Origin of the sequence: Pantoea sp. Lu_F5_004 (genome assembly GCF_051136245.1) — a bacterium.
GTDB lineage: Bacteria > Pseudomonadota > Gammaproteobacteria > Enterobacterales > Enterobacteriaceae > Pantoea > Pantoea agglomerans.
On record NZ_CP194946.1, the window covers coordinates 3,215,796 to 3,230,887 of the forward strand.

13 protein-coding genes and 1 pseudogene are annotated in these 15,092 nt (G+C 54.6%); 5 read left to right on the forward strand and 9 right to left on the reverse strand.

The annotated features are described in order from the left end of the window. Positions 1-4: 4 nt before the first annotated feature. Positions 5-790: a transporter substrate-binding domain-containing protein gene (locus ACR8BN_RS15080; RefSeq protein ID WP_031590403.1), complete on the reverse strand. Its 786-nt coding sequence runs from the start codon at positions 788-790 to the stop codon at positions 5-7. 193 nt (positions 791-983) lie between these two features. Then, entirely contained in the window at positions 984-1,823 is an 840-nt protein-coding gene (gene hpxU, locus ACR8BN_RS15085) for a MurR/RpiR family transcriptional regulator HpxU (protein ID WP_010255152.1), read from the reverse strand. Positions 1,824-1,961: 138 nt separating this feature from the next. Between hpxU and ACR8BN_RS15090 the strand changes: the two genes are divergently transcribed. Genes ACR8BN_RS15090 through hpxZ form a run of 4 tightly spaced genes read left to right on the forward strand, consistent with a single transcriptional unit; the run spans position 1,962 to position 5,517 of the window. Next, positions 1,962-3,548: a gamma-glutamyltransferase family protein gene (locus ACR8BN_RS15090; protein ID WP_434747071.1), complete on the forward strand. Its 1,587-nt coding sequence runs from the start codon at positions 1,962-1,964 to the stop codon at positions 3,546-3,548. 12 nt (positions 3,549-3,560) lie between these two features. Next, a complete protein-coding gene (gene hpxX, locus ACR8BN_RS15095; RefSeq protein ID WP_003852562.1) occupies positions 3,561-3,743 on the forward strand; it encodes an oxalurate catabolism protein HpxX in 183 nt (60 codons plus the stop codon). Continuing rightward, positions 3,740-5,137: an AtzE family amidohydrolase gene (locus ACR8BN_RS15100; RefSeq protein WP_434747072.1), complete on the forward strand. Its 1,398-nt coding sequence runs from the start codon at positions 3,740-3,742 to the stop codon at positions 5,135-5,137. Before hpxX ends, ACR8BN_RS15100 begins: the two co-directional genes overlap by 4 nt. Further along, positions 5,137-5,517, forward strand: a complete 381-nt coding sequence (gene hpxZ / locus ACR8BN_RS15105; RefSeq protein WP_010255141.1) for an oxalurate catabolism protein HpxZ — start codon at positions 5,137-5,139, stop codon at positions 5,515-5,517. Before ACR8BN_RS15100 ends, hpxZ begins: the two co-directional genes overlap by 1 nt. 50 nt (positions 5,518-5,567) lie before the next feature. On the opposite strand, the gene puuE is transcribed toward hpxZ, so the two are convergent. The 3 genes from puuE to ACR8BN_RS15120 are packed head-to-tail and all read right to left on the reverse strand — an operon-like array spanning position 5,568 to position 8,004. Further along, a complete protein-coding gene (gene puuE, locus ACR8BN_RS15110; protein WP_010255138.1) occupies positions 5,568-6,521 on the reverse strand; it encodes an allantoinase PuuE in 954 nt (317 codons plus the stop codon). 32 nt (positions 6,522-6,553) lie between these two features. Beyond that, positions 6,554-7,285 carry an allantoin racemase gene (gene hpxA, locus ACR8BN_RS15115; RefSeq protein WP_039389520.1) on the reverse strand — a complete coding sequence of 244 codons (732 nt, stop codon included), beginning with the start codon at positions 7,283-7,285 and terminating at the stop codon, positions 6,554-6,556. Continuing rightward, positions 7,282-8,004: a GntR family transcriptional regulator gene (locus ACR8BN_RS15120; protein ID WP_039389518.1), complete on the reverse strand. Its 723-nt coding sequence runs from the start codon at positions 8,002-8,004 to the stop codon at positions 7,282-7,284. The genes hpxA and ACR8BN_RS15120 overlap by 4 nt, the downstream gene beginning before the upstream one ends. 144 nt (positions 8,005-8,148) lie before the next feature. Between ACR8BN_RS15120 and ACR8BN_RS15125 the strand changes: the two genes are divergently transcribed. Continuing rightward, positions 8,149-9,642, forward strand: coding sequence for an NCS1 family nucleobase:cation symporter-1 (locus ACR8BN_RS15125; RefSeq protein WP_434747073.1), 1,494 nt, complete (start codon positions 8,149-8,151; stop codon positions 9,640-9,642). A gap of 113 nt (positions 9,643-9,755) precedes the next feature. Here the strand turns inward: ACR8BN_RS15125 and ACR8BN_RS15130 are convergent. The 4 genes and pseudogenes from ACR8BN_RS15130 to ACR8BN_RS15145 all read right to left on the reverse strand — a co-directional run bounded on the left by ACR8BN_RS15130 (position 9,756) and on the right by ACR8BN_RS15145 (position 15,088). Further along, a pseudogene (locus ACR8BN_RS15130) lies at positions 9,756-12,700 on the reverse strand (autotransporter outer membrane beta-barrel domain-containing protein). A gap of 25 nt (positions 12,701-12,725) precedes the next feature. Beyond that, entirely contained in the window at positions 12,726-13,334 is a 609-nt protein-coding gene (locus tag ACR8BN_RS15135) for a helix-turn-helix domain-containing protein (RefSeq protein WP_163841875.1), read from the reverse strand. A 466-nt stretch (positions 13,335-13,800) separates the two neighbouring features. Then, positions 13,801-14,304: a type VI secretion system baseplate subunit TssE gene (locus ACR8BN_RS15140; protein ID WP_050491306.1), complete on the reverse strand. Its 504-nt coding sequence runs from the start codon at positions 14,302-14,304 to the stop codon at positions 13,801-13,803. Further along, a complete protein-coding gene (locus ACR8BN_RS15145; RefSeq protein WP_031590413.1) occupies positions 14,291-15,088 on the reverse strand; it encodes a type VI secretion system accessory protein TagJ in 798 nt (265 codons plus the stop codon). Before ACR8BN_RS15145 ends, ACR8BN_RS15140 begins: the two co-directional genes overlap by 14 nt. Positions 15,089-15,092: the final 4 nt, after the last annotated feature.

Sequence of the window (15,092 nt, forward strand, 5' to 3'; positions counted from 1 at the left end):
TTCCTCAGGCGCCGAGGTTGGCGGGCAGCGGTGCTTTCAGCCACTCTTCTGATAGTTTATTCAGAGTGCCATCTTTGATGCCCTGCTCAATCAGCGCATTCACTTTCGCTTTCAGTGCAGGCTCATCTTTCTTCAGGCCGATATAGCAGGGAGAATCTTTCAGCATAAACTGCGCCACCGGCGCTTTGGCCGGATTCTGGCGGGCAATGGCGGCGACCACCAGGTTGCCGGTCGCCACATACTGCACCTGACCGGAGAGATACGCAGACAAGGTAGTGTTGTTATCTTCGTAGCGTTTCACCTGTGCATCTTTCGGCGCAACGTCACTGAGCACCATGTCCTCTACCGCACCGCGCGTCACGCCAATCGATTTGCCGCTCAGGGCAGACGCCGCTTTGATTTCATCGCCTTTCGGCCCGAATACGCCCAGGAAGAACGGCGCATAGGCGCGGGTGAAGTCGATCACTTTTTCCCGCTCGGCATTTTTACCCATGCTGGAGATGACCAGATCGACCTTGTCGGTTTGCAGATAAGGCACGCGGTTGGCACTGCTGACCGGCACCAGCTGCAACTTAAGTTTCATCTGCTTTGCCAGGTATCTGGCCGTGTCGATGTCATACCCCTGCGGCTGCAGATCGGTACCAACCGAGCCAAACGGCGGGAAATCCTGCGGCACGGCGATGCGAATGACGCCGCGTTTCTGGATGTCCTGCAGTTGATCGGCCAGCGCGCTTCCCGCTTGTGCCATCAGTAATGCCGCTGTCGCAACCGCCATCAAAACTTTTTTCATTATGCACCCCGGTGAGATTAACGTGAAACAAAAGATTCTTTGAGATGCAATCTGCAACTAATGTGCCAACCCGGACGGCTACAGAAAAAGGGTTAAGCGGCAAAGCATTCAGCTGAAATCTGGCGTAATCGGGACGACTACGCCGGGGGTAAAGTCTGTTCTGAAATGGGGCAAAGCACCAAAACGGTGCCTGTTAGCGGTGCTCCAGCTCGTCAAACTGCTGATAAAGGTCGGCGATCTGATGAATGCGCTGGCGTCCCTGCGCCAGCATTTCATGCAGCAGTGCATTGGCAATCAGGTTAACCAGACTCATGGCTGAGCCATAACTGTCGAAGGCGGAAACGCTGTCCAGCGGCGTACAGAGCTGCCAGCGCGCCAGCGCAATCACCGTCTGCGCCTGCGGCTCACACAGCGCCAGCAGCGGGATACCGGCCGCCTGCAACTGCTGCATCAGCGGGCGAATGATGCGGGGACGACGACGGAAGGCCATCACAACCACCATATCCTCCGGCGTAATATCCACCAGCTCCTCAGCCAGCGTCTGGCCCGGCTGCGGCAGGATATGTACCTGCGAACGCGCCTGCACCAGCTGCTGCCGCAGATGCAGCGCCACCGGATAGGCGTTGCGCATGCCGATGATAAAGACGCGTTTTGCCTGCGCCAGCTGCTGAATAACCTCATTAAAGTGCCGGGCATCCAGACTGTTCACCCACTGCGTCAGGTTAGCCATCTCCTGCTTGTAGTGTCGCGCCAGCAGCGTATTGCCCTGCACCGCATCACGATTATCGGTCAGCGGCATGCCGCTCTGGCGCAGGATGCGTAGCTCATCACGCATATCCTTGTACTTTTCATAGCCCAGACGCTTAAACAGCCGGCTGACAGTGGCTTTCGACACGCCACTGAGCCGCGCCAGCTCGGCACTGTTGTAGCTGATCAGGTCATCGAAGTGGTCAAACACGAAGTCGGCAATGCGCTGCTCCTGCGGAGAGAGCTGGGGATAGTGACTTCTGAGTCGTTCATCAAGCTGTTTCATAACCCGTCCTGTAACTTTTGTTTCAGCAGAAGCTAGCACAATTTACGCCAGGTTAACCGGCGCATTGTCAGCTGAGGGTGAAAACTGGAACAGCTCTTGCTTTGATATGGGTTCTGTTACCCGAAGAACGAGAAAAAGATGATTCAAAGCAATATGGCCCCGCAGGGTATGGCGGTGACGCCACACCATCTGGCGAGTGAAAGCGCACTCGCGGTACTGCGTGATGGCGGTAATGCCATTGAAGCGATGGTGGCCGCTGCCGCGACCATCGCCGTGGTCTACCCGCATATGAATGGACTGGGCGGTGATGGTTTCTGGCTGATTCTGCCGCCCGGCGGCGATCCTGTCGCTATCGACGCCAGCGGCGCAGCCGGTTCGCTGGCTCATCACGATTTCTACGCCGATCACCCTAAGATTCCGCATCGCGGGCCGAAAGCGGCACTGACCGTGGCCGGTACGGTCAGCGGCTGGCAGGAGGCACTGAATCTCTCGGCTGAGATGGGCACCCCACCGCTGCCGCTGGCACGTCTGTTGCGCGATGCGATTCGCTACGCCGCCGACGGTATTCCGGTGACCGCCTCACAGAGCGCCGCCACCGCGACGTTCCGCAGTGAATTGCAGCATCAGCCCGGCTTCAGCGCCACCTTTATGCCTGACGGCAACGTGCCGCAGCCAGGCAGCCGTTTTACCCAGCCCGCCCTGGCAAACACCCTGAGCCAGCTTACTGAAGAGGGGCTCGAGAGCTTTTATCGCGGCACGCTGGCTCACCATATGGCCGATGGGATGGCTACGCTGGGCATGCCGGTGACGCTGGCCGATCTGCAGCAGCATCGCGCCCGCCGCACGACGCCGCTGCATCTCTCCCACAGCGAAGGTGATATCTGGAATATCACCCCGCCAACACAGGGCATGGTGTCGCTGGCGATCCTGGGCATCACCGATCGGCTGGAGATGGCGGAGGCTGACGATGCGCAGACGGTGCACCGTATCGTGGAAGCCACCAAAAAAGCGTTTGCGCTGCGCGACAAACACATCACCGATCCGCGTCACGTCACGGAAGATTTGCAGGCGCTGCTGGACAGCGATCACCTTGCCACGCTCGCCAGCCAGATCACCGATGGTGAGGCCGCGGCATGGGGTAACGGACGCGGGCCGGGCGATACGGTCTGGATGGGCGTGATGGACAGCAGCGGTCTGGCCGTCTCCTTTATTCAGAGCATTTATCACGAATTTGGCAGCGGTGTGGTGCTGCCCGGCACGGGTATCACCTGGCAGAACCGTGGCGCCGCTTTCAGCCTCGATCCCGACCATCAGCTGGCCCTGGCACCCGGTAAGCAGCCGTTTCATACCCTGAATCCTGCCGCCGCACGGCTGAAAGATGGCCGGACGCTGGTGTATGGCGCGATGGGCGGGGATGGTCAGCCGCAGACTCAGGCGGCGATTTTTACCCGCCATGTAATTCAGGGCTTGCCGTTACAACAGGCGGTCAGTTCGCCGCGCTGGCTGCTGGGCCGGACCTGGGGGCAATCATCAGACTCGCTGAAACTGGAAGGTCGTTTTGACGACGAAACGGTATTGATGCTGCGTCTGTGGGGACATGAAGTGGAGCTGCTGCCGGACTTCAGCGAATCCGTGGGCCATGCGGGCGCCATTGTGCGCCACAGCAACGGCATGTTTGAGGGCGCAAGCGATCCACGCAGTAACGGCAGCGCCGCCGGTTTTTAACAGGAGCGAATCATGAATCAACACGACTGGGCCAGCTACATCGGCCATATGGAGCAGATACTGCAACTGGAACTGGATGACGCCCGCCGCGCTGAACTGCTGATCCAGCTGTCGCGTATCGCGGAGATGGCCGCGCCGCTGATGGCGTTTCCGCTGGATGACCGGCTTGAAGTGGCAGGAGTATACCAGGCATGAGATTAGGTGACGTTTCGATTCAGACCCTGCAGCAGGCGATTCAGCAGGGTGAAATCAGTGCGCTGGAAGTGGCAAAGCAGACGCTGCAGGCGGTTGAGCAGCACAATCCGGCGCTGAATGCCTGGACGGAAATGACCGGGCCGCGCATGTTAAAAGAAGCCAGTGCGATTGATGCGCAGCGGCAGCGCGGCGAAACCCTGCCACCGCTGGCGGGCATCCCGTATGCGGTAAAAAACCTGTTTGATGTGGCGGGGCACACTACCCTGGCCGGTGCCAGCCTGTTCAGCGATCGGCCTGCGGCACGTGCAGATGCGTTTGCCGTCGATAAACTGCGTCGCTCTGGTGCGCTGCTGTCGGGCATGCTGAACATGGATGCCTACGCGTATGGTTTTACCACCGAAAACAGTCACTACGGCGCGACGCACAATCCGCGCGATCTCAGCCGTGTGGCTGGCGGCTCGTCAGGCGGTTCGGCGGCTGCCGTGGCCGCCGGTCTGGTCCACTTTTCGCTGGGCACCGACACCAACGGTTCCATTCGGGTGCCCGCGTCGCTGTGCGGTATTTTTGGTCTTAAGCCGACCTTTGGCCGGTTGTCACGCAGCGGCAGCCATCCGTTTGTTGCCAGCCTCGATCACATCGGTCCTGTGGCGCGACGGGTTGAAGACCTGGCGCTGGTATATGATCTGTTGCAGGGCGCAGACCCTACCGATGCGTTTCAGGCCGCTCACCCGCTGGCCGCGACGCTACCGGGGCTGTCACAGGGCAGCGAAGGCTTGCGCTGCGGCGTACTGGGTGGCTTTTTTGCCCGCTGGTGCGATGAGGATGCCCGCGCTGCCGTCGCGGTGGTCGCGGCTGCACTTGATGCACAGGAAGAGGTGCTGATGCCGGACGCTGAGCTGGCACGCTCGGCGGCGTTTATCATGACCGCGGCAGAAGGCGGCAATCACTATCTGCCCGCCCTGCGCCAGATGCCTGAGCAGTTTGAACCTAATTCACGCGAGCGTCTGCTGGCCGGTGCCATGATGCCAGGTGCCTGGTACGTGCAGGCGCAGCGTTTCCGCCGCCATTTCCAGCAGCAGGTGTTGCCGCTGTTTGATCGGTTTGATGTGCTGATAGCGCCGGCGACACCCTGCAGCGCGATCACTATCGGTCAGCAGACCCTGTCGATTCAGGGGGAATCGCTGCCCGCTAAGGCGAGCATGGGTATGCTGACGCAGCCAATCTCCTTTCTGGGATTGCCGGTCTGTACCGTGCCGCTGGCGACCCGAAACGGTCTGCCGATTGGATTACAGCTTATCGCCCGTCCGTTTAATGAAGAGGCGGTGTTACGTGCCGCCTGGGAACTGGAACAACGCGGCATGACGATACCGCAAATCAATATGGCTGGAGCCTGATGAACAGAGAGATTAATTTACCGCAGGTGGTCACCGAGGTGACGGCGCAGTTTTACCGCTACGAGCAGGCGCTGGTCAGCAATGACGTGGCCGAACTGGATGCGTTGTTCTGGCACGACCCGCGAACCGTGCGTCTCGGCGCGGGTGAGAATCTGTATGGCATTGATGAGATTCGGGCCTTCCGCGCCGCGCGTCCTTCAGCCGGGCTGAACCGGACGCTGCGAAACACCGTGATCACCACCTTTGGCGAGGATTATGCGGTCTGCAGCACCGAATTTACCCGCACTGGCAGCGATAAAATTGGCCGCCAGCAGCAGACCTGGGTACGCATGCCACACGGCTGGTGTATCGTGGCGGCGCAGGTCAGCCTGATGAGCTGACATCGTCCGGCGCTTCGCCCGATCAAGGCGGGGCGAGCGCCGGAACCGGCTTAAGGTGCCGGATGCGTATTGATCCAGTGGTCAGCGATCTGCTGACGGGTGCAGATCCAGACATCCTCATGCTGCTGGATATGATCGAGAAAATTCTGCAGCGCGCGGAATTTGCCAGGACGACCCAGCAGGCGGCAATGCATACCGATCGACATCATCTTCGGTGCGGTTTCACCCTCTTCATACAGCACATCGAAGCTGTCGCGCAGATAGGTGAAGAACTGTTCGGCGGTATTAAATCCCTGCGGCGAGGCAAAGCGCATGTCATTGCACTCCAGGGTGTAGGGGATAATCAGGTGCGGTTTAACCGTACCATCCTGACAGGTGACCTGGGTCCAGAAAGGCAGATCGTCGCCGTAGTAGTCACTGTCATAGCTGAAACCGCCCTGCTCCACCACCAGCCGCCGGGTATTCGGGCTGTCGCGGCCGGTGTACCAGCCGGTCGGCGCTTTTCCAAACAGATCGACCAGCACATCGACCGCCTGCTGCATATGCTGGCGTTCGGTTTTTGCATCCATGCCCTGATAGTGGATCCAGCGCCAGCCGTGACTGACCACATCGTAGTCAGCCTGTTTAATTGCCTCGACGACTTCCGGATGACGCGCCAGCGCCATCGCCACGCCGAAAACCGTTAACGGCAGACCGCGTTTCTGGAATTCGTTGTGGATGCGCCAGAAACCGGCGCGTGAGCCGTACTCATACAGCGACTCCATCGACATGTGGCGATCGGGATAGCTGGCTGCCCCGATGATGTCGGAGAGGAACTGCTCTGAGCCGGTGTCGCCGTGCAGCACGCTGTTTTCTGCGCCCTCTTCGTAGTTCAGAACAAACTGCACCGCCACACGGGCGTTGTTGGGCCAGGCGGCGTGCGGTGGATGAGCGCCATAACCGATTAAATCGCGCGGATAGTTTTTATTAAAGCTGTACTCTTTCTTCTCTGCAGCGTCAGTCATCACTCCACCTGTTTTGATTCGGGAAAGTTCCGTTAGTTTAGATGCTGAAACGCACCTGAGAGAGGTTTCTGCAAAGGCCAGGCCAGATCACCATGTTTGCTGGTGCCAAAACCAAGCGCCACCAGCGACTCTACCATTTTCACCGCCGCGCTGACGCCATCGATGACTGGCAGTCCCAGCTCCCGGGTCAGCTCCCCGGCCAGCGTCGCCATCCCGCCACAACCCAGCACAATCGCCCCGCTGCCATCTTCCCGCTTCGCCTGTATACAGCGCTGCCGTACTTTTTCCTGCGCCAGACCGCTGCCATCTTCCAGCGCCAGTACCGGCAGATCGATGGCATGCAGTGCGGCACAGTGATGGGTAAAGCCATACTGCAGCAGCAGATGACGCGCAATCACCAGGGTGCGCGGCAGCGTGGTGACAATAGAGAAACGCGTCGCCAGCAGCGTGGCGGTATGCATCGCCGCTTCCGCGATGCCGATCACCGGTCCGCTGGCCAGCTCGCGTGCCGCCAGTAAACCCGGATCGCCAAAGCAGGCAATGACGTGGCCGCTGACGCCCTGCGCTCTGCCCAGTTTAATCTGCTCCAGCACGCCGATGGCGGCGATCGCCTCATCGAAGTGCCCTTCAATGGAGGGTACGCCCTGCGACGGCGAAACAGCCAGAATTTCGGTGCCCGGTGCGGCGACTGCACGCGCGGCCTGACCGATAGTTTCGGTCATCGCCAGGCTGGTATTAGGGTTAATAACCTGAATCAGGCTCATGAGGCAGCTCCAGAGCCTGCGGCAAATAGTCGGGAAAAGTCGGGCAGCGTTTCCCCGCTGCGTTCGAAGTGCAGGCTGGAGACGATGTGCTCGAAGTGATGCTGTAGCGCCTGCGTCAGCGGCTGCAGCGCACGCGCGCGCAGTAACTGAAGCAGATTCGCATGATCGTCACAGCGGCAGCCACGCTGCCAGGGTGCGCCATAGGCGGCGATCACCAGCGATGATCGCTGCGTCAGGCTGGTCACCATGCCGGTGAGCACCTGATTTCCGGAGATCGCCTGCAACTGTATATGAAACGCCGCTGACAGCCGGATGGCTGCCGGGCCATCATGATCGGCGTGCGCCTGATTCTCCTGCGCGATGAGCTGCTCCAGCGCCACCAGATGCGGGGGCTGCAGATGGGCCAGTACCGCTGGCAGATTAGCGCACTCCATTAAACTGCGGGTTGAGAAGATATCCCGCGCCTCTTCAACGCCGGGTGTGGAGACCTGCGCACCACGTTTGGGCGTCAGGGTGACCATTTGCACCGCCGCGAGGCGTTGCAGCACTTTGCGGATGCCGGTGCGGCTCACACCGAAGACCCCGGAAAGCGCCTCTTCCGGCAATTTACTGCCCGGCGGCAGCTGATGCTCAACAATGGCGTTCATCAACGCCTGGTAAATCCCTTCATCTTTATCCTGCAGCCTGGTGGCGTCTCGCTGTCCTGTTTTACTCATCATTACCCGCTCCGGTCACTTACTGTACGCCACATATCGTATACGTGAAAAATAAATATTGTATACAAGGAAAGAGATCTGGCCTGGATCCTGCAATACCGCCTTACCAGATTATTCATTCCACTCTCGGGTAGAGGAGCAGGTTTCATGCCAAATCAATCAACGGTGGCCAGCACGGCCTCTGAAGCCAACGCCCGTTACAGCCCTCGGCTCTGTAACGACGACCTGGCACCGACTCGCGATCAGAACTGGTCGTGGTACAACATTTTTTCTTTCTGGATGTCGGATGTGCACAGCATGGGCGGCTATGTGGTGGCCGCCAGCTTCTTCACGCTGGGATTAGCCAGCTGGCAGGTGCTGCTCTGCCTGCTGGCGGGGATCTGCATCGTGCAGATCTGTGCGAATCTGGTGGCGAAACCGAGCCAGATGGCGGGCGTACCCTATGCGGTGATCTGCCGTCAGGCATTTGGGGTGTTTGGTGCCAATATCCCGGCGGTGATACGCGGCCTGATAGCGTTCGCCTGGTATGGTATCCAGACCTATCTCGCGGCGAATGCGCTGATGCTGGTACTGCTGAAGTTCGCGCCGTCGCTGACGTCGATGACCGTGCCGCACTGGCTTGGTCTTTCGCTGCTGGGCTGGTGCTGCTTCGGCATTATGTGGTTACTGCAGGCAATGGTGTTCTGGCATGGCATGAACGCCATCAAACGGTTTATTGATATCGCCGGACCGGCGGTCTATGTGGTGATGGTGGCGCTGGCGGGCTGGATTGTATACAAGACCGGCTTCGATGGGATCTCGTTTACCCTCACCAGCAAATCGCTTACCGCAGGCGAGCAGACGTGGCAGATGATTACGGCGACGGCGCTGGTGGTCTCTTACTTCTCCGGACCGCTGCTGAACTTCGGTGACTTCTCACGCTACGGCAAAAGCATGTCAGAGATCCGTCGCGGCAACCGCTGGGGACTGCCGTTTAACTTTCTGCTGTTCTCCGTGGTGACGGTAGTGATTGTGTCGGGCACCCAGTCGCTGTTTGGCAAAATGATTACCGATCCGATCGAAACCGTGAGCATGGTCGGCAACGATCTGGCGGTCGCGATTGGATTGCTGACCATGATTACCGCCACTATTGGCATCAATATCGTGGCGAACTTCGTCTCACCCGCTTTTGACTTCTCTAACTGTTCACCGCAGAAAATCAGTTTCCGTACCGGCGGGATGATCGCCGCGGTGGGATCGGTGCTGTTAACGCCGTGGAATCTGTTCCAGTCTCCTGAGCTGATTCACTACACGCTGGATGTGCTGGGATCGTTTATCGGGCCGCTGTTCGGGATTCTGCTGACCGATTTCTATCTGATTAAACGTGGACGTATCTCGGTCGACGATCTGTTTAACGATACGCCAGCAGGCCGTTACTGGTATCGCGGTGGCTTTAACCCTAAAGCGATTGGCGCACTACTGCCATCGGTGGCGATTTGCCTGGTGATTAGCTTTATCCCTTCCCTGCATCAGGTGGCGAACTTCAGCTGGTTTATTGGCGCCGGTCTGGCGGCAGGCTGCTATCGCTTTATCGCCCGTGAAGATCGTGAAGAAGTGCAGGCGGGCATCTGGCGCGGGGAGATGACTGTGCAGAAGGATTGATGCGGTGGTCTCTGAACGGAGGCGCACTGAATACAGAAAGCGGTAAACAAAAAATGAAAGGCCGATTGATTTTTAATCGGCCTAAACAAGGTGAAATAACTTTTTCACTACGCTTAGAAATTATATTTCAACCCGATTAGCGCGGCGGCATCATTATACCCCTCATCACCAACCTGAACGCCAATATTACCCCAAAGATTGAGTCGCGGATTGAGTTGCCCCTCCAGACCGACTTTAACTTCTCCAAGATTTTTCGCCCCTTTCTGGCTCACCCGAATCTCATTCATATCTGTAGAGAAATTGCGGCTATTATGCAGCCAGTTTAACGCAAGATAGGGCTGGAACTCACGCTGCCTGCCTTCGTCGCTTGCGTGATGGCCTTTAAGCCAGGTCCTGATGCCAAGTCGGGTCATCCAGTTGCCATCACCTTCCCCGCGAATGCGTGTACCATTCTCCTCGCGGTGATTATCGGCCCGGACCCCCATCCACACAGCCTGTACCTGAGGCTCAATAAACCATTGACCGACAGACCCCTGACTTCCCTGGAACTCACTCACCTTCCATGCGTAACCGCTTTCCAGCGAGGCTGTAAAACCATGGGATTTATACGTTTCAGCTGCCAGATTTTGCCCTTTCACTTCATTATCAAACCAGCTATACAGCAGCCAGCTATCCAGCCAGGCACCTGAATGATCGTCCCGATTAGCGTACCAAGTCGCATAACTACCGATGCTGTAACCTTTAATTTCCCCCCTTGACCGGTAGCGACTTGCCTGACTTTCTGTTGCACTTTTGTTATTGCCATAACCTGCCATGAAACCGACGTGCCAGCGATCTGCACCGCTTGTACTCCAGCGTGCCACATCCCCCCTATCTGTGTCATATAGCGGTTACTCTGTGTTTTCAGCTGGCCGCTGCCGTCCCGCCATTTGTTGTGCCCCCCAATCTGACGTAACCACAGGCTGGTGACTTCCGGCTGGCCTGTAATTGCATTAATAAATTGTGTCTCTCCTAATCGATCATGCAGCGTCATCATAAACATTGTATTCGCTGCCGCCAGGTTTGCTGTGTAACTTCCCGCTTCGGGACGGACAACGGCTGACGGTTTTGTTGTATCGCTTCCCGCCTCGGGGTGAACAACGGCTGTCTCTTGTGACTCAGGCGATGAAGACACATCGATACTCTCTTCTGGCACTGTGCGATTTGCATCAGCTTCTTCTGCCGTGGACTGGCTGGTCAGATACCAGCTTTCACCTTTCTTGATCAGGTCATAGTCGTAAGCTCCGGCAACGATACGCCCTGATTTGATAAAGCGGCCCATCGATGTACCGGCTACATCAACAATTTCAATGCCTTCGACAGTTTGCGCACCATACCCCCCCAGATTATTGATAGTGACGCTGGTCGTTCCCTCAAGAACGTCACCGCCCACTATTAGCGTATTGGTCGGAGATGCGTCATCTCCCAATACACTATTCATGACCAGCAGGCCGCCATCACCCGCATAATCGCCGGTGATGGTGAGGCTATTGAAGCTGTCAGTGTTAGAAAAAATGATCGTTCCGTTATTTGTTAGCTGGCCAACATTTGAGCTGTTACTGATATTCCATTGGCTGGTGCTATCGAGAGACAGTGACGTCGCATTGTTTACGGCACCGGTCAGAACAGTACCGGAAAAGAGGCTGACCGCTACCGTGTTAAGAGGATCAGTCACATCGACATTGCCATTTAGCCTACTATTGACCGCCTCGAACGTCACATTACTGTATAGATTGCTGGCGGGATCGAGGGTATCCACATAGTTTGCAACACTCAGTAACTGGCCATTTCCACCGGTCAGCGTTGAATCTTTAGCGACCAAAGATAAATTCGTCGTTTCTGCCTGAATGGCCGGGGCCTGACTGGCAGTCAGCGTAACGTTATCAAGCGATACCGTGCTTTTCAGCGAAGAAGAGTATCCATCGGCATAGAGACCGCTGGCTGCCTCCCCTGATGTAGAGATCTCACTGTTGCTGACAGCCAGTGAACCAGCACGTGCCCATAAACCGAATGCCTGCATACCCGTCGTTTCAATCTGGACATTGTCTGCCGTAATAGCTGAACCCGGCCAGGCAGCAAGACCCGCAGCCAGCTCGCCATCGGTTGAGATGATACTATTATTCAATACTCCCTGGCCGCCCAATGCGCTAAACAGACCCACACTGCCGGTACCCGCAGTCGTTATCGTCAGTGCCTCGCCCTGAATGAACTTTTGGGTATAAAGTCCATAAGCATTTTCCCCCTGCGTCTTTAAAATGCTGTTTGTGGCATAGGCATTGCCTAGCTGGGCATTAATAGCGCTGGCGCGGTTACCCGCAGTAGAGACACTGGCATTATTCAATGTTACTGAAGAATCCGCTGAGGCGACCCAGATGGCATCACTGTATAAACCCTGAGTAGTAAAACTTCCGCCGTCAATCTTTACATTGGCACTGGCATTGGCGTTAACGGCATAACTGCTGCTGCCCAGGGTAGTGGCCGTGATATTCTTCAGTGTCAGTTCGCCCGCCGTAATACGAAAAGCGTCACCCTCGTTGGTCGCCACGGTTCCGTCCGTTATCTCTGCCGATACATGTCCCTGAGGCACTGACCAGGTGCCGTCAAGCACCATACCGATAGCACTGCTGGTCCCATAGACATTGAAGTTAGTAAGGCTTGCTGTGCTTTCATTCGCCAGATAGAGCCCGGTACCCGAACTACCAGCCACGTTGATATTGAGATCCTGAGCGTTGAGCTGGCTATTCTCTATCCAGAGGCCGCCACCGAGCGTGCCGGAGCTGTTCAACTCAACCTGACGGGCCGTGATAACAGCCCCTTTTTTGGCCTGAATGATATAAGCACCGTTTGTTCCATTTTCAAACGTTGATTCCTGAATCGTACGTTCAGTACCATTCGCAATGATGGAGTCTGTATTCGTGGCAAATGCATTGCCACACATTAAAAGGCTAACTGACAGGAAATAAATTTTTTTCTTAAATGGTAAGCCTGACTTCCATTTGCTCTTCGCTATTTTTTTCATCACTAATCCCTTTTGATGGTTCACGTTACAAACAAATTGTGTTTCTTTCCTCTCTTCTACAACTTGCAATAAATGAAGCGAATCGATAAAACTCAGCTCTATTTGACATGCCGATTTTACGACTCGCGTTACGATAGTGAGTACTGATTGTTTTTTTCGAACGTTTCATTATTTTAGATATATGATTACTGTCATAACCATGGCCGATCATAACCATCACGTGATTTTCAGTATCAGAAAGCTGCGTATGCTGCTTCAGGCCTAGCCTCCAGCACACATCTTCTTTGTTAGCCAGTTCTCTATAGTCAGAACTGGCGATCTCAACTATCTTTTTTATCTTCTGAGATACAACATTAAGCGGCTGATTTCTTAGGGTAAATGGGACATGGATGGTAATCTTACCTGGCGATTGTTCTAACGTTTCCGCTGTGGTACATCTCTTATTTTTGTCTTCTATATAAATGGTAACCATATCATTTCGGAAAATGATATCGGCAACACCCTGATTATCATTCTGCGAGGGTAATAAAAAACAAACACGTTCTTTCCCTTTTTTAGCCAGTTGATTATAAATCAACGTGCTAAGACCCTTTCGGTGATAGAAATCATAATCCACTAATAAGATATTTAACATATTCAACACCCATGCTTAACATTTATCATAAGACTATATAGATTATGAGACGGCACAACATACCCACTATAAAGAGGATAAAACCGGCAAATAAAAATTAATTAAAAGAAAAATAACTTTTGAATACTTTAAAGGTCTCACTAATTCCTTCATTTTGTCATCAATTGACAACGAAGAGAGTATATCCGTAATGAAAGCCACGTTCAAATACGTCACAATAAAGACAATAACTGGATTTAAAAACCAGGAAAAACAAAAAAAGCAGCGTTAAAAATAAAGAAATAAATTCTATCTGGTGTTTTGCTCCATAAAGCGAAAATCAATCCTGCGAGATCATAACAAAATGAGAATGAATTTAAGCCAGGCGCTCAAAAAAATGAGCGCCCGGCAGCAATAGTCTCATATGCCAACAGTTGTTAAATTGAGCTATTTATAATATAACGCAACGACAACAGCCTCATCTTTATCACAAAATGCTAAGGGCAACCTTTTCAGATTCAAAATCATATCTTCCACTCATACACAAATCGATCGGCTTAGGTTTCCAGTGTATTAGCCCCCGAATTTCCACAGCAATAACAGCATGCCTGACCATGTCATCCCCTTTCTGTAAGGAACGAATAACCAGCGTCTCAGGAATTATCCTTGGTTCAAAATAAAGAATGGCTTTTCGAATCTTTTGCTCAATAACACTCCAGCTATGGCTATTTTCCTGCGACCCCATCAGTGCTGAGATGCCATAGTTGAGGACAGATTTAATGATAGGGCCATGTTTATTTTCGTGTAATTTCGCCTCCATATTGCTGTGATTAATCAGATCGGTAAGATCTTTTTGCACAATGCTTCGCATTGTTCTCATATCAACGGGCTTGAGGCGATCGTGAACACTTTTAGGTTCATCATCCTGAAGACGCTCCAGCAAAGTCGGTGGATAACGTAGCAGCATGTCGCTATTTTTATTTGAAAACAATGTCGCCTGCTTCCGTGATCGCCTGTTCACTAAGGTCTGTCAGCAGTACTTTCCTTCCACTTCCCGCTAACACCATCTCAGACAACTTCTCTAATTCCGTTTTCAAGCCAAGCTTGATCTCCTGTGAGTCGTTTTTCGCCACCGGATAGCGTGCTGGAACATAACCATAGTAGGTTTCTCCTTCTACGTTAACCTCGGCGGGTAGCCAGAGCAGGTCCAGAAGATCTTCAGGCTGGCGGAGATTCAGGCGCTGGATCCCGGCGTAGGGTACCCAGCGGTATCCACCGGCACAAATAAACTCACATATCGGCCCCAGTCGGCTGTCGCTATCCGCTATCCAGGAAAATTCCCCCAACGTTTCGCTCCTGCCGGCGTTCTCAGGCGCTTGCTCAAACCCCTCTTCGCGTAAGGTCAGAGCCTGTTCAGACTCACCCTGATAGTGCTCCGAATTGGCCTGATGAATTTTTAACATCCAGCCAGGCATTTCGCCTTTCAGGGTTGCGGCCTGACGTTCGCCAGTCAGCACTTGTTGCCGCTGAACTTCACTAAACACCAGATTCTTGTAGAGTTCAGTCTGTTTTTTCAGTTCACTATCCAGCAACGCCATCGTCTGTAACTGCATCAGTGCTTTATCCCACGCCCCATCAATACAGTAGAGTTTGAATAGAATGTCACGGGCTTTCATATCCTGAGGATGGGATTTAACCTGCGCTGAAACCCTGGTAAGTATTTCATCAAGCGGTGCTGTTTTAAGCGCCTGAGTCAATGAGGTAAAATCTTGCATGATG